Genomic DNA, 15,636 nt, shown 5'->3' with positions numbered 1-15,636 from the left:
TTTATGCCTTATTAAAAAATTCAAATAACTGTTTTGCTATGTTTATTTTGTCAAATTCTTTTGCACGTAAGAAAGCCTTTTCTTTATAAGTGGCTTTTAATGCCTCATCGTTGCACATTTTCTCTAAGCCTTCTTGCATAGCTTTTTCATCATCTACTTGAACTAAAAGTCCAAATTCATCATCTAAAAACAATTCTCTTGCACCACTTTTATGGTCAGTGCAAAGCACAGCGGTGTTGCAAGCTAGACATTCGATTAGGACATTTGAAAAACCTTCAAAGCTTGAGGCAAAAGCAAAAAAGTCACATTTGCTCATATATTTATAAGGATTTTTGTCAAAACCGAGTAAAAAAATCTTGTCTTTTAAATTTAACTCCTCAATTAAAGCCAAAAGTTTATCTTTTAAGATCCCTTCACCTAAAATGACTAGTTTTAAATCAGTCTTAACTTTCGCATAAGCTTTTATAAGCATGGCGTGATTTTTACCATGATCAAGTCTACCAACACTAAGTATAAAAGGTTCTTTAAAGTCGATTGCTTCTTTAGATTTTTCTATAATACTTTCTAAATCTATAGCATTATATAAAATGTCACATTTCTTGGCTTCTATGTTGAAATTGTGCAATAAATCTTCTTTATTTCCTAAGGAATTTGCTAAGATCAAATCAGCTTTGTTATAAAGCTTTTTGATAAGAAATTTATTGATTATAGAGTTTAGGTTATTATGCTTATAAATCACACTTGGCGTTGTGCACTCATTGATAATAAGGGTTGATTTAAGACCTAGAGATTTTGCCATCAAAGCGATATAATTAGGTCTATTTAATAGCACAAATTGTAGATCTATTTTTAAATCTTCACAAAGTTTTTTGTATTTTATAGCAAGTAAAGGAAGCTTTAAAAATTTAGCTAGATTGCTTTCGCTTGGGCTTGATTTTTCAAGATAGTGAATATTTACCTCAGGAATATCATATGAAATTTTATCATTCATTAAAATCAAATGCACTTCGTATTTTAAATTTAACACAGGTAATAAGGTTGAAACAACCCTTTCAGCGCCACCACTTCCTAAAGAATAAATAAAAATTGCTAATTTTTTCATTTTAAACCCTTACTTCTTTGATTAAATCAAGCCATTTTTGCACTATATTTGTTACTTCATAGTCTTTACATCGTTGTTGTGCATTAAGTGCCAAAGTTTCTCTTAAATTTTCATCTTGCATTAAAAGCGCGAGTTTTTCACTTAAAGCCTTTTCATCATTTAAATCTACTAAAAACCCATCTTTTTTATCATCGATTAAATCTTTATGGCCGCTTACGTATTTTGTGCTAATACGTGCTACTTGATAGTGTAAACTTTCAAGTAAAACCGTTGGTAAGCCTTCTATGAAAGAACAAAGGCAAAGTATTTTTGCTTTTTTATAAAGTTCTTGTATGTTTTCGACTTTACCTAAAAAATGAACTTTGATTTTTAATTTTTCAGCTTCTTGCTCTAGTTCTTGTCTTAATTCCCCATCACCTGCTATAAAAAAACGATATTGATTTTGTAGATTGATGTCTAGCCTTGCTATGGCTTTTAAAAACATAGAAGCATTTTTATTATGATCAAGCCTGCCTACAAAGATGACATTGTTTTCTTTTTCTAGCTTTTCTTCTGTGAGGTTAAAATGGCAAGGATTTGGCATATTGACAACTTTTTTGACAAAGTTTTCATAATAGCTTTTATCATCATTACTTAGCACGGTTAAAGCATTTGCATATGGAAAGCTAATACGACGTAAAAATTTCCAAATTTTAGATTTTAAATAAGTATGAGAGCTATGTTCGCTAATGATCAAGGGCGTATTTGAGCCTTTATTCGCCCAAATACAAGCGATATTGGTAGTGTCTAAAAATGAGATAAAAACATCACTTTTATGCTCTTTGAGTGCTTGTTTTAAGGCATTGAATTTTTTAATACGTGAAGCTATTTTGTTATAAAGCGTAGAAAAATCAAACTGTTCTAGAGTAAAAAGTTTGATTTTTGGATCAAGCTTATAAAATGAGTCTTCTTTATGAAATTTGATAATATTTATTTCATGGTTTTTACAAAGTTCATTAGCCAAAGTAACCAAAACCCTTTCAGCGCCACCTGAATTTAAAGTGGCTATAATGAAAGTGATTTTCATATTTTTTCCTTTAAACACCCATGATTTACTTCAAATACTCTATCACAACCTTGTATAGTTGAAAGTCTATGAGCTATGATGATAAGGGTTTTGTCTTTTGAAATTTTATAGATTTCTTCCATGATTTTTGCTTCACTTTCTTGATCAAGTGCGCTAGTTGCTTCATCCAGAACTAAAATTTCAGGTTGTTGGTAAAGTGCTCTTGCTATGGCTATTCTTTGTCTTTGACCCCCGCTTAAAAAAGAACCCGAATCACCCACTTTTGTATGTATTCCCTCTTCAAGCGAATTCACAAAGCTTTCAAGATTAGCTTGTTTGATCACCTTGTGTAAAAGCGCTTCATTGATTTCTTCTCCAAAGCTAATGTTTTTTGCAATAGAATCATTAAAAAGATAAATTTGTTGAGGTATGTAGCCAATTTTACTTCTAAAACTTTTGATGTTATTTTCATCGAGTTTTACCCCATCTACTAAAATAGCTCCATCACTTGGTTTTAAAAGTCCTATGATAAGATCAACTAAAGTACTTTTACCACTACCGCTTTTGCCTATAAAAGCGATTTTTTCATTTTTCTTTAGTTCAAAATTTAAATTTTTAAATAAATTTTTCTTACCCTTGTAGGCAAAGAAAAGGTTTTTTAAAACGATTTTTTCTTTAAATTCGATACTTTCATCGCCTAACTTTTCTTCTTTTTCATTAAGCATATTATAAATAATATCTAAAGAGTTTTTATAATATGTGATTTCATTATAACTTGTGATGATGCGATTAGCACTTGGCATAAGTCTATAAAGAGCCACTACAAAAATAGTAATGGTTGCTAAGATAGAGGAAATATCACTTTCATATCTTAAAACCAAATACACCACAATAAAACAAAGCATACAAAAACCTATACCTTCAAGGTAAATTCTAGGTATGCTTGCCATGCTTTCGTTGCTAATGTTTGCTTTGGCAAAAAGTCCACTTTGAATCTCATAAAGTTTTTGTGTGCTTTGTTCTTTGGTTTTGAGTTTGATGATTTTAAGATTGTTTAAATTCGCATTTAAAATTTCAAAATAATTTTTCATCGCTTCTTCTCTAGCTATGGAAGCTTTTTTTACTAAGGGCGAGAGGATTTTGATCAAAATAAAAGCATTTAAAAGTAAAAAAGCATTTAAAGCTAGGGTGATTTTATAGTTGATAGTTAACAATAAAGCATAAAGCAAAAACACCACAAAACTTTCGCTTAACATAAGCAAAAAAGCACTAATTAAAGTACTTAAGTGAAAGACTTCTTGGGTAATGGTTTTTAAAAGTTCTGATTGATTTTTATTGGTGAAATTTTCATATTCAAGATGTAGATATTTGTCAAAAATACGACAAGCAAGGCTGTGGTAACGCCCTTTAGAAAAGCGTGCTAGTAAATGAAAATAAAAGGCATTTAAAAAGGCTCTAAAAATATAAAAGGCAATTAATATACAGCCAAAATAAGCAATGATCTTGTAACTTGGTAAATTAAAATACTCATATATAGGTTGAAAATAAGAGCTTTTTTCTAAAAGCTCAAAATTACTTGCTACTGATACAAAAGGCATGATCAAAGAAATAGCAAAGCTTTCTATAAATCCTATAAAAATAGAAAAAATTAGCAAAGCAAATAAAAATCTTTTATCGTGAGTATCGAGTATAAAAAAAAGTTTTTTTAACACTGTTTTTCCCACTCATAAGCACTTTTGCAGATTAGTTCTAAATCATCATATTTTGGCTTCCAGTTAGTTAGAGTTTTGATTTTATCCGCATTTGAAATAAGCACAGAAGGATCTCCGGCTCTTTTTGGTGCAAGTTCTACTGTAAAATCTACCCCGCTTACTTTTTTCATGGTTTCGATCACTTCTTTTACGCTAAAACCGTGTCCATAGCCTACGTTGAAGATGTTGCTTTCGTTGTTTTCTAAGTATTCTAAAGCAGCTAAATGTGCGCTTGAAATATCATCAACATGGATAAAATCTCTAATACAAGTACCATCTTTGGTATTATAATCATCGCCAAAAATATAAAGTTTCTCTCTTTTTCCTGTAGCTACTTCAGCAGCAACCTTGATAAGTAAAGTAGCTTTTGGATAGCGTTGTCCTATAGGATAACTCATGCAAGCACCTGCTACGTTGAAGTATCTTAAAATGCAGTATTTAAATTCAGGATTTGCCATATTAGCATCTTGTAGGACTTTTTCGCTCATAAGTTTGCTTTGTCCATAAGGATTGATCGGTGCCAATGGGCTTTGTTCATCTACGATAGGAGTTTGTGGCTCTCCATAAGTTGCTGCAGTTGAAGAAAAAATGAATTTTTTCACACCTGTTTCTAGACAAGTTTGGATTAGATTACTTGTGTTTGCAGTGTTGTTCATATAGTATTTTAAAGGATTCTCCATACTCTCAGGAACTTCAATGCTTGCTGCAAAATGCACAATTGCATCAAATTTTTCTTCTTTGAAAAGTTTTTTAATCCCAGTATAATCGCTTAAATCTTGCTCAAAAAATTTAAAAGGTCTGATTTTAGAAAGTTCATCTAAGCTTTTTTTACTACCTTTTGAAAGATTATCTAATACACAAATTTCATGATTTGTTTCTAAAAACTGTTTTAAAGTATGAGAGCCTATGTATCCTGCGCCACCGGTGATTAAAATTTTCATTTTTATCCTTTTTGTGTTATTTAATATTAGTTATTTTAATATACTTTTCTTAATTAATTTAAAACTTTGCTCTTTTCTTTTTCTATGGCCTCTAAAAATGGCTTTTGATAGCTTTTATCGCTGTGTTTTTGCAAAAGTTCTTCTTTGAAATTTTCTAAAATATTAAGATAATCTTCTTGGGTTAAGTTGCCCTTGATGAGTTCGTATTTTAAAAATAGCATATAAGTGTTTAACACATCACTTTCACAGTATTCGTGAATTTTTTCTAATTTGTTTTGATAAAAGAGTTCTAACACCTCATTTCCATGCACATCATACTTTCCAGGAAGTCCTGCCATAGCACAAAGCGTATCAAGTCTTAAGCCTTTTTGACCAAAACTCCCTAAAGATTCTAATAAATCACAGTGTTTATTTTCTATAAATTTGCTTTTGTAGTTATTCCATTTATCGCTTGCATCTAAATAAGCACTTGCGTTGATGTTGTATTTTAACGCTCTTATAACAAGTAAAGGCATATCATAGCTTTTACCATTAAAACTTACAAGGCGAGGTTGGTGTTTATCTATGAAGTTAAAAAATTCTTCTAGCATTTGTTTTTCGCTTTCGCCTTTGATTTTATTAACTTTGATGAAATTTCCAAATTTATCTGCAATCACTGCGCAAATACTTACAACTTTATGAAAAGGCAGGGGTAAAAACTCGCTTCCGCTTTCTTCTTTTTGTTTTTCTAAAGCTTGCTTGCTAATGCTTAAATCACCACCATTAAAACCATAAAGATGTTTTATTAATTCTACATCAGGAATGCTCTCACAATCAAAAACGCAAATATATTCTTGCATGATAAACCTTTTTTTAAAAAAATCTTTGTTAAAATCATAACAGAAAATTTAAAAATAAAGTAGCACATGAAAATAGGTTTGGTTAAATTATCTGCACTTGGTGATATCATCCATGCGGTGATTGTTTTGCAATTTATTAAAAAGCATTATCCTAAGGCGAGTATTGATTGGTTTGTAGATGCAAGATTTGCAGGATTATTACAAGATCATCCAATGATCAATGAAGTATATGCCCTACCTTTAAAAGATAGAAAATTCAAAGAAGTTTTTGCTATGCTTTTTGAAGCAAGGCAAAACAAATATGATGTTGTGATTGATTTACAAGGTTTGATCAAGTCTGCATTGGTGAGTAAATTTTTATGTGCTAATACTTTTGGTTTTGATCAAGAAAGCATAAAAGAAAGCTTCGCGAGTAATTTTTATGCGCATAAATTTGCGTGTAATTATGAAGAAAATATTGTCGTGCGTAATCTTTCTTTGGTGGCTTATGTTTTAAATGAGCATTTTGATCATAGTGATATAGAATTAAAACAAAGTTGCTTTAGTATAGATGATGAGTTAAAGGAAAGCTTAGAGCAAAGATTATCTTTGAATGAAAGTGCGCCTAATATACTCATACATGTAGGATCATCTATGCCAAATAAAATTTACCCAAAAGAGCGTTTGATACTACTTTGTAGAATGCTTTTGGAGCATTTTGCTAGTGCAAAAATCATACTTGGTTGGGGCAATGTAGGGGAATTTAATTTTGCTAAAGATATGGTTTTAAATTTAAAACATCTAAAAATAGAACTTGCGCCAAAATTAAGCTTAAGCGAGCTTTGTGCTTTAACCAAGGTAAGTGATCTAATCATTGGAAATGATAGTGGGCCTACTCATTTAGCCTTTGCATTAAACAAACCTTCTATAACGATCTTTGGTGCTACTCCTAGTCAAAGAAATACCTATGAAACCAATATCAATAAAACAATCAATGCAGGTAAAAAAATATCGCAATCAAAGCATATAGATAAGAGTGATTTTTGTATACAAAATATCGATGAAAAAGATATTTTTAAACTTGCTTGTGAGCTTTTAGAAAAATGATAAATTATGTATATTTAAGTCTTTTTTATGCATTAAAGGTGCTTGTGGGAATTTTACCTGCAAAACTTTTAAATTCTTTTGCAAATTTGGTTGCTTTAATCACTTATAAGTTAAATCGTAAGCACCGTAAAATCATCGATGTTAATTTAAAAATTTGCTTTCCTGAAAAAGGTCAAAAATGGCGTGATGAAACTAGCCTTAATATCTATAAAAATTTTGCTAAATTTGGGATTGATTTTATCAAAAATCAAAATGCAAGCAAAGAAGAAATCATCAATAAAATTTGCTTTGATGATGAGGAACAAATTCTAAATATAATGCAAAGCAAAAAACCTTTGATCGTAACTACGGCTCATTATGGCAACTGGGAGCTTTTGGCTTTATCTTTTGGGGCTAAATTTCAAGGAATTTCCATAGTTGGAAGAGCACTTGATAGTATGGTAATGGATAAAATTTTAAGCAAAAATCGCACGCAGTTTAACATAGAGCTTATAGAAAAAAAAGGCGGACTTAAAAAAATGCTAAAAGCCTTAAAAGAAGGCAAGTCTCTTGGAATTTTAACTGATCAAGATGCGGTAGATAGTGAAAGTATAAAAATACAGTATTTTGATCAAGAAGTAAATTTCATAGCAGGTGCAAGCGTGCTTGCAAAAAAAACAAATGCTATGATTTTGCCTTGTTTTGTGTATCAAAAAGATGAAAAATTTTTTGTAAAAACTTTTAAGGCCTTAGATGCAAGTAAGGCAAGTGTAGAAGAGCTTACTAAGTATCAAGCAAAATGTTGTGAAGAGATGATTAAATTTAAACCCGATGAGTATTTTTTCTTTCATAAGAGGTTTAAAAGATACAATCATGAGTTGTATTTGTAGGATTTAAAATGGATTTAAGGCAAATTAGTGTGATAATGATGGTTAAAAATGCCCAAAAAACTTTAAAAGCTTGCTTGGAGTCTTTGCAAGAATTTGGCGAGATCGTTTTGATAGAAAATGGTAGTAATGATGATACTTTGAAAATTGCTTATGAGTTTAGTAAAGGTTATAAAAATATCAAGATTTATCAGCATGAATTTATAGGTTTTGGACCTTTGAAAAATTTAGCTATAAGTTATGCCAGTAATGATTGGATTTTTAATATTGATGCAGATGAGCTTGCTAAGAAAGAATTTTTACAAGAACTAAAGCAAATTGAGCCTAATAAAGAAGATATCATAGCCTTACCAAGAGAAAATTTATACAATGGAGAGTGGATTAAAGCTTGTGGGTGGTGGCCTGATCATGTAATGCGTGTGTTTAATAAAACTCATACTAGTTTTAATGAAAATTTGGTGCATGAGAGTTTGATTTTGCACGAAGATAGTAAGAAGATTAAACTGCAAAATGGTTTGAGGCATTTTGCTTTTGAAGATATCGATGGTTTGTTAGATAAACTTCAAAAATACTCTAAGCTTTGGGCTTTACAAAATTTACATAAGGACAGTAGTGTTTGCAAGGCTTTGCTAAGAGGAATTTGGACTTTTTTTAGAAATTATGCTTTAAAAAAGGGAATTTTTTATGGTTATAAAGGCTTTATCATAAGTACTTGTAATGGTCTTGGAACTTTTTTTAAATATATGAAATTATATGAGTTAAAAAAGCAAAAGCCAAAAACTTGTGCTTTAATCATCACAACCTGTAATCAAAAAGAAAGACTTGCTTTGGTGCTTGATAGCGTTAAAAACTTAGAACCTTTACCAGATGAGGTTTTAATAGCTGATGATGGAAGCAAGGAAGATACGGCTAAGCTTATACAAGCTTATCAGAAAGATTTTCCTTGCAAGTTAGAGCATATTTGGCAAGAAGATGAGGGGTTTAGACTAAGTGAGATTAGAAACAAAGCTATTAAAGCCTCTAGCGGTGAATATATAATCGTCATAGATGGAGATATGATTTTAGAAAAAAAATTCATTGATGATCATTTGAAATTTGCGCAAAGAAAAGTATTTTTACAAGGCTCTAGAGTAATTTTAAATGAAAATGAAAGTAAAGAACTTTTAAGTAAAAATGATTTTAGTTTGGCTTTTAATAAAAAAGGTTTGAAAAATCAAAGAAGTACTTTTTTAGCTAAATGTGTATATAAATTTTCAAGACTAACTAAGAAAATTTTCAAAAAATCACAACTCATTAAAGGTATAAGAGGTTGCAATATGAGTTTTTATAAAAGTGATTTTGAAGCCATTGAAGGTTTTAGCGAAAAATTTATAGGCTGGGGTAGGGAAGATAGTGAGTTTGTAGCTAGATTTTTATTTAATAATGGAGTGTTTAAAAGACTTAAATTTAATGCTCTGGCTTATCATATCTACCATGAAGAAAATAGCAAAAATATGCTTGAAATCAATCATCAAATTTATCTTGATACTATAAAAAACGAAAAAACAACTTGGAGATAAAGTATGAAAACCGTAGGCATAGTAATCCCCATATATAATGTGGAAAAATATCTAAAAGAATGTTTAGATAGTGTAATCAATCAAACTTACACTAACTTAGAAATCATACTCGTAAATGATGGTAGCACAGATGAAAACTCACTCAATATTGCAAAAGAATACACTCTAAAAGATAAAAGAATCACTCTTTTTGATAAAAAAAATGGTGGTTTAAGCAGTGCTAGAAATGTAGGTATAGAATATTTTAGTGGAGAATATGAAACACAATATATTGAAGATGAGGATGAATTAAATATTTTTAAGATTATTAGTGATAATCCGCAAAATATTTATAAAATTTATAAACACAAAAATGCTTTAGCAAATGAAAGACTAGAAATTCCAAAGATTGATTATATTATCTTTTTAGATTCTGATAATTATTGGGAGTTAAACTGCATAGAAGAGTGTGTTGTAAGAATGCAAAATGTAGATGTATTATTGTTTGACTATAAATGTATTTATGAAGATGGAATTAAAGATAAGGGAAAGGAAACGAGATTTCAAAAATTTTCTTACAATGATGAATGTATTGTTAGCCCAAAAGAATATGCGCAAAGAGCAGAAGATGTTGGTATGAGAGATATTTCTTTTGGTGTTATGGGAATGATAGATTTTGACTTTTTAAGGTCTATAAAATTAAAGTTTATTAATTATATTATCAATGAAGATATACATTTTGGTATGGTTTTGTTTGCTTGTTCAAATTCTATTTGTATTTTACCTAAACCACTATATGTTTGCATTCTAAGATCTAATAGCATATCAAATCATGATAAAAAGGTTACAAAAGCAAATGTATCAGAGTATTTTAAAGATTTATACGAAGCTTTTGGAGAAAATGCTAAAGAGGCAAAAAGCTATTTAAAAGCAGCAAGTAGGATGATAACAGCTTTAGAGTTGATAGAATTTTTTAAAGATCAAAAAAGTGAAAACGCATTAGCTATAAAGGAAACTTTTTTGTCTTTTTATGTAAAAAAGGCTTTAATGATTAAAAAATTTAAAAAAGATCCTTTGAATTTAAAAGAAAAATTACCTATTATCACACCATATATAGAAACACGAATTCCTTATGATCTTTGGAAAATTTGGCAAAAAGTAAAAAGTTTTTTTAAATAATTTAATGTTTTACCTTGATACCATAAAAAACAAAAAAACAACTTGGAGATAAAGTATGAAAACCGTAGGCGTAGTAATCCCCATATACAATGTAGAAAAATATCTAAAAGAATGTTTAGATAGTGTAATCAATCAAACTTATACTAACTTAGAAATCATACTCGTAAATGATGGCAGTACAGATGAAAACTCACTCAATATTGTAAAAGAATACACTCTAAAAGATAAAAGAATCACTCTTTTTGATAAAAAAAATGGTGGTTTAAGCAGTGCTAGAAATGTAGGTATAGAATATTTTAGTGGAGAATATAAACTCAAAAACAAAACTCAAACTATAAAAGAAAATTCTTTAATAGAATTTAACATAGAAGGTAATAATCCTTATGAAATATACACTGTATATAAAAGCTATAAAGCTTTTAATAACGAACAAGATTTAACTAACTTTACCTATCCTATTATAGATTATATTATCTTTTTAGACTCTGATGATTATTGGGAATTAAACTGCATAGAAGAATGTGTACCTAGAATGGATGGGGTAGAAGTGGTTTGGTTTGATAGTATCGAATATCATGATATGGAAAAAAGTTATCTTAGACATCATAGTCGTTTAAAAGACACGGGCATAAAGGAGGAATGTAAAATAAATCCTATAGAGTGGCTTGAGTGCTTAATACAAAGAAACATTAAAGACTTTGCATTTGCGTGGAGTGGTATGATTGATTTTGATTACATAAATGATAAAAAATTAAAATTTAAAGATGGTATTTTTGCCGAAGATCATCTATTTGGAATTTTACTTTTTTCGCAAGCTAAAAATATTTATGTCTATCCTAAAGTATTTTATTATTATAGAATTCGAGCTAATTCTTTGACAAATCAAGATAAAAAAATTACTAAAGATAATATTCTTCCGTATTTTAAAGATATATTTATTGCATTTGAAGAGAACGCAGCTTTAGCAAAAGAGTATTTTAAATACGCCAGTTGGGTGCAAACTAGTTTAGAATTGGTGCAATTTATAGAAAATTATCATGACAAAAAAATTTCATCATTGTTAAAGGATGTTATTTTATACTTTTATATCAAAAATGCATTTAAAGTTGAAAAATTTGATAAAGATCCTTTGTGTATTAAAGAGAAATTACAACTATTAAAACCTTATAAAATTTCGAAAATAAGATATAAATTACGTAATTTTTTAATTTTAGTAAAAAGGTAAAATATTTAATGCAATTTTTATTTTGATTTAGATTGAAAATATTTATATGTTGCAATAGAACTTATGAATTAAAACATTTAGCTAAAAATTGTAAAAACATATAATATTTTATCACTGTTTTGTTGTATGTTTTTTTGCACTTGTAAGGAATATAGCTAAATTTCAATTTTAGCTTTTTTATCTCATTAGCTTTTTTTATCTCCCTGTGTAAATTATTTATCATTAAATCAATGATTAAATTTCTTAAAAGCTTACAAATATTTTTATCTATATTATTTTTGTTGTTTTTAAAAAAAGATTGTAGTAAATCAATTACTTTTTTTTCATCTAATAAATTTTTTTGAATTATCGCTATATCTTTTGTATTAACTGAACTTTTGCAGTTTTGAAAATAATAATATATGTTTTTTGAGCTTGTGATTATTGTTTTGCAATTTAATATAATGAAAAAAAAGACTAAGGCATCTTCTGCCATTGTTAGTTTTGTTTGATTTTTTAAGTGTAACAGCGCATCTAGATAGATTTGCTTTTTTATTAGTTTTGAGCAAAGATTCCAATAGCATATATTATTTTTTTGTTTTAATATAAGTTGACAATATTCAGATATGGTATAAAATTTATCTTTTAAAAAGTTATCTTTACTGATAGCACCTTGTTTATCGTATAAAAAGTTAAACCATATTAAATCAACATTTTTTTCTTTTTTAAAAAGTAAATTAATACATTCTTCGCAAGCATTAAGCTCTAAATAATCATCAGGATCTAAAAACATGATATAAGGTGAAGTTGCCACTTTGACACCTTCATATCTTGCTCTTAAAAGTTTTAAATTCTTTTCATTATGTATGATTTTTATCCTACCATCTTTATTAGCATATTCTTTGGCTATGTCTATGCTTTTATCATTTCCACAATCATCTACCACAATGATTTCTATGTCTTTAAAAGTTTGGTTTATACAACTTTCTAATGCTCTAGCTATATATTTTTCTACATTATAAGTTGGTAGTATGATTGAAATTTGATTCATTTTATTTTTTCTTGAATATTCTTTTTGGGTGACAAATATAATATTTAATATTAGGATATATAACAGATAGAAAATAATATTTATCTTTAAATGAAAGTTGATAGTCAAGTTTTTCTATCAAGTCTTTTATTTTGTGTTTTTTTAATAATTTTCCATAAATTCCTTTTTTATAAAAATAATTTTTATTTAAATTGTATATTCTCCACATTTCTGAAAATAAATGTAAAAATGGTTGATTTTCATCCAAATGCATCTTGTGGTCTATAAAATTTTTTGTTTTTTGCCATGAAAATTGACAAGTTTTTTTGTATTCCCAAAAGTAGTTTTCTAAATTATATTTACTAACTTCTTTTGCTAAGAAATTGGGTCCTATAACTCCCCATTTAATTAATTTTTGATTGTTTATTATTTTTTCAGCTTGCATGACTAGGTTTTTGCCAAATTCACTGTTTTTTGGAAATTTTAAAAAAGAAGTTGTAATTCTTGATGCGTTTTTTTCTTCATCTAATTCTTGTGAAAGAATATATTCTTGGTCTAAATTTATATAATTTAAACAAATCATATCAAGATCTACCCAAATCGCATCTTTTTGATAAAGCATATAATATCTAAAATAATCACTAAAAGCCGCTACGCCTGCTCCTCTATCATCACTAAAATAATTTTCAAAAGGAACAATTTCATTTGCATCTCTTAATTCAAAATCATCAAATAATTCATCTAATTTTTTAAAAACTGTATCATCGATATTATAAGTATAGAGAATAAATTTATAACCATTATCCATAAAAGATTTTATAGATAAAAGCTCCATTAGTCCTATGCCTTTATAACCTTTAGGTGTATACCAAAAACTACTAACTTCTTGTTTCATATAATTTCTTTTGTGAAAAATTAACTTGTATTTTTATATGGAATAATATATAATTTTTAAGTTAATAAAATTTCAATGAATTAGGATTAAAATGAATAATGCTGTTATTGTAGTAGGAAATGGACCTAGTTAAAAGAAATTGACTATTCTTTGTTATCTAGTGATTATGATGTATTTAGGTGTAATCATTTTTATTTAGAGGATAAATATTACCTAGGTAAAAAGATAAAAGCATGTTTTTTTATTGCACGGGAATTTTTCGAACAATATTATATGATTCAAAAGCTTATACAAAATGGAGATTATGAGTGCGAAGATATAGTATGTAAGATGTATAATTTTCAAGACAGAAAAGAAAAAATTTTAAGAAAAAATTTTAAATATTTTTTTCCTATGGCTACTAATGGATATGATGTTTATTTTTCAAAGCTGAAAGATCTTAGCGCTGCTATAGATTTTGATGTTTGTTGTAATTTTGAACGAGTGGAAATGTTAACAGGCACTTGTGCAATATGCTGTGCTGTTGCTAGTGGTTATAAAGAAATTTATTGGATGGGGTAGATTTTATGAACAAGGAAATTCTCACTTTTATAGCAATTGTAAAATGGATTTAAAAGAGACTGTTATGCATCATAAAAACAAAGATGTTGAAAATATTAATTTTTTGCAAAAAATATAGTGTGAAAATTTATTCTATAATGCTCAAAAAGCCCTATTAATAATTTTATTCCTTTGGCAAAAGGTATAAACAATAATATATATAAACCTATAGTTAAACCGCAAGAAGCTATTAAAAAAAATTGCTCCCAAGTGAAAAAGCTATAAGGAGATATAAAAGGATGTATTTATTATCTAATAGTTTTATCAAATTTATTTACGATGTTTTAAAGACACCGAGTGCTATAAAAAAATATTTTTCTAAGAAGTATTCAAGATAGATAAATTACTCTATTCTTCAGCCCTAAAATTTCTTTTTCTAAAACTTCTAATATTTTTTCATTAAAATGTTTGTATGAAAAAATATTAGCTAATTTTTTAATATGTTTTAAACTTTGCTTTTTATGCTCATAATTTTGCCATAAAATTGCTTTATTTTTTATATAAATGGTATTATTATATAAAAATTTATGAGAAGTTATATGAAAAAGATATTAGTTACCGGTGCAGATGGTTTTATAGGTTCGCATTTGGTTGAAATGCTTTATGAGCAAAGTAAAATGCAAGAGTCGTTATTTTATGGATATGAGATTAGAGCTTTAAGCCAGTATAATTCTTTTAATCATTGGGGATGGCTTGAGGATATAGAGTGTTTGAAAGATATTGAAGTAGTTTGTGGGGATATTCAAGATCCATTTTTTTGTAAAAATATCACTAAAGATGTAGAAATCATTTTTCATTTGGCTGCTTTGATTGCTATACCATTTTCTTACATCGCTCCTTCATCTTATGTGGAAGTTAATGTCAATGGGACTTTAAACATATGTCAAGGTGCGCTTGAAAATAATGCAAAACGCATCATCCATACAAGCACGAGTGAGGTTTATGGCACGGCTTTGTATGTGCCTATTGATGAAAAGCATCCTTTGCAAGCACAAAGTCCTTATTCAGCTAGTAAAATAGGTGCTGATGCAATGGCGATGAGTTTTTATAATGCTTTTAATCTTCCACTAACCATAGCAAGACCTTTTAACACTTATGGTCCAAGACAAAGTGCAAGAGCGGTTATACCTACTATCATCACGCAAATTGCAAATGGGGCTAAACAGATCAAGCTTGGAGATGTAACGCCTACTAGAGATTTTAACTATGTAAAAGATACCTGTGCGGGATTTTTAGAGCTAGCTCAATGTAAAAATGCTATAGGCGAGGTGGTAAATATAGGCTCAAATTATGAAATTAGTATTAAAGATACTTTAGAACTTATTAAAAAACTTATGAATTCAAATGTGGAATTTATCATAGAAAATGAGCGTATAAGGCCTGAAAATAGTGAAGTTTTTAGACTTAGATGTGATAATAGTAAAATCAAAAATCTTACTAATTTTATACCTCAATATGACATAGAAAAAGGTTTAAGTCAAACCATAGAATGGTTCAGTAATTCTTTAAATTTAAAAAAATATAAAAGTGATATTTATAATGTTTAGACATATAGATTAA

General features: G+C 28.5%; 14 protein-coding genes. 7 read left to right on the top strand and 7 right to left on the bottom strand.

Going from position 1 to position 15,636, the window contains the following annotated elements; genetic code table 11:
- Position 1: 1 nt before the first annotated feature.
- From pglJ to CSUB8523_RS07695, 5 genes are read right to left on the bottom strand one after another with little or no spacing between them, the layout of a single operon-like run.
- On the bottom strand, positions 2 to 1,102 hold the full coding sequence (gene pglJ, locus CSUB8523_RS07715) for an N-acetylgalactosamine-N,N'-diacetylbacillosaminyl-diphospho-undecaprenol 4-alpha-N-acetylgalactosaminyltransferase (protein WP_043020120.1): 1,101 nt from the start codon (positions 1,100 to 1,102) through the stop codon (positions 2 to 4).
- 1 nt (position 1,103) lies between these two features.
- Positions 1,104 to 2,168 carry a GalNAc-alpha-(1->4)-GalNAc-alpha-(1->3)-diNAcBac-PP-undecaprenol alpha-1,4-N-acetyl-D-galactosaminyltransferase gene (gene pglH / locus CSUB8523_RS07710; RefSeq protein ID WP_043020119.1) on the bottom strand — a complete coding sequence of 355 codons (1,065 nt, stop codon included), beginning with the start codon at positions 2,166 to 2,168 and terminating at the stop codon, positions 1,104 to 1,106.
- Positions 2,165 to 3,859, bottom strand: coding sequence for a BC-type lipopolysaccharide transporter PglK (pglK, locus tag CSUB8523_RS07705; protein ID WP_043020422.1), 1,695 nt, complete (start codon positions 3,857 to 3,859; stop codon positions 2,165 to 2,167). The genes pglH and pglK overlap by 4 nt, the downstream gene beginning before the upstream one ends.
- Positions 3,853 to 4,839: a UDP-glucose 4-epimerase GalE gene (galE, locus tag CSUB8523_RS07700; protein WP_039664435.1), complete on the bottom strand. Its 987-nt coding sequence runs from the start codon at positions 4,837 to 4,839 to the stop codon at positions 3,853 to 3,855. The genes pglK and galE overlap by 7 nt, the downstream gene beginning before the upstream one ends.
- Positions 4,840 to 4,892: 53 nt before the next feature.
- Positions 4,893 to 5,678 (bottom strand): 3'-5' exonuclease, encoded by a 786-nt coding sequence (locus tag CSUB8523_RS07695; RefSeq protein WP_043020118.1) that lies wholly within the window; start codon positions 5,676 to 5,678, stop codon positions 4,893 to 4,895.
- A gap of 66 nt (positions 5,679 to 5,744) precedes the next feature.
- Between CSUB8523_RS07695 and waaC the strand changes: the two genes are divergently transcribed.
- From waaC to CSUB8523_RS07670, 5 genes are read left to right on the top strand one after another with little or no spacing between them, the layout of a single operon-like run.
- Positions 5,745 to 6,764 carry a lipopolysaccharide heptosyltransferase I gene (gene waaC, locus CSUB8523_RS07690; protein ID WP_043020117.1) on the top strand — a complete coding sequence of 340 codons (1,020 nt, stop codon included), beginning with the start codon at positions 5,745 to 5,747 and terminating at the stop codon, positions 6,762 to 6,764.
- Complete coding sequence (locus CSUB8523_RS07685) at positions 6,761 to 7,633, top strand: lipid A biosynthesis lauroyl acyltransferase (protein WP_043020116.1); 873 nt, start codon at positions 6,761 to 6,763, stop codon at positions 7,631 to 7,633. The genes waaC and CSUB8523_RS07685 overlap by 4 nt, the downstream gene beginning before the upstream one ends.
- Before the next feature lie 8 nt (positions 7,634 to 7,641).
- A complete protein-coding gene (locus tag CSUB8523_RS07680) occupies positions 7,642 to 9,189 on the top strand; it encodes a glycosyltransferase family 2 protein (protein ID WP_043020115.1) in 1,548 nt (515 codons plus the stop codon).
- A gap of 3 nt (positions 9,190 to 9,192) precedes the next feature.
- Positions 9,193 to 10,347: a glycosyltransferase family 2 protein gene (locus CSUB8523_RS07675; protein ID WP_043020114.1), complete on the top strand. Its 1,155-nt coding sequence runs from the start codon at positions 9,193 to 9,195 to the stop codon at positions 10,345 to 10,347.
- Between the two features lie 55 nt (positions 10,348 to 10,402).
- Complete coding sequence (locus CSUB8523_RS07670; protein WP_043020113.1) at positions 10,403 to 11,572, top strand: glycosyltransferase family 2 protein; 1,170 nt, start codon at positions 10,403 to 10,405, stop codon at positions 11,570 to 11,572.
- A 61-nt stretch (positions 11,573 to 11,633) separates the two neighbouring features.
- Here CSUB8523_RS07670 and CSUB8523_RS07665 read toward each other — a convergent pair whose 3' ends face one another.
- Both CSUB8523_RS07665 and CSUB8523_RS07660 read right to left on the bottom strand, forming a co-directional pair.
- The gene (locus CSUB8523_RS07665) at positions 11,634 to 12,602 is read right to left on the bottom strand and encodes a glycosyltransferase family 2 protein (RefSeq protein WP_043020112.1); all 969 of its coding nucleotides are present in this window, start codon (positions 12,600 to 12,602) and stop codon (positions 11,634 to 11,636) included.
- 1 nt (position 12,603) lies between these two features.
- Positions 12,604 to 13,476: a glycosyltransferase family 32 protein gene (locus CSUB8523_RS07660; protein ID WP_043020111.1), complete on the bottom strand. Its 873-nt coding sequence runs from the start codon at positions 13,474 to 13,476 to the stop codon at positions 12,604 to 12,606.
- 138 nt (positions 13,477 to 13,614) lie between these two features.
- Between CSUB8523_RS07660 and CSUB8523_RS10325 the strand changes: the two genes are divergently transcribed.
- Positions 13,615 to 14,037 carry an alpha-2,3-sialyltransferase gene (locus tag CSUB8523_RS10325; protein WP_256378647.1) on the top strand — a complete coding sequence of 141 codons (423 nt, stop codon included), beginning with the start codon at positions 13,615 to 13,617 and terminating at the stop codon, positions 14,035 to 14,037.
- A 578-nt stretch (positions 14,038 to 14,615) separates the two neighbouring features.
- Positions 14,616 to 15,623, top strand: coding sequence for an NAD-dependent 4,6-dehydratase LegB (locus CSUB8523_RS07650; RefSeq protein ID WP_043020110.1), 1,008 nt, complete (start codon positions 14,616 to 14,618; stop codon positions 15,621 to 15,623).
- Positions 15,624 to 15,636 lie beyond the last annotated feature (13 nt).

It is taken from the genome of Campylobacter subantarcticus LMG 24377 (assembly GCF_000816305.1).
In the GTDB taxonomy this organism is placed as follows: Bacteria; Campylobacterota; Campylobacteria; order Campylobacterales; family Campylobacteraceae; genus Campylobacter_D; species Campylobacter_D subantarcticus.
This window is presented reverse-complemented; position numbering and strand designations above follow the sequence as displayed.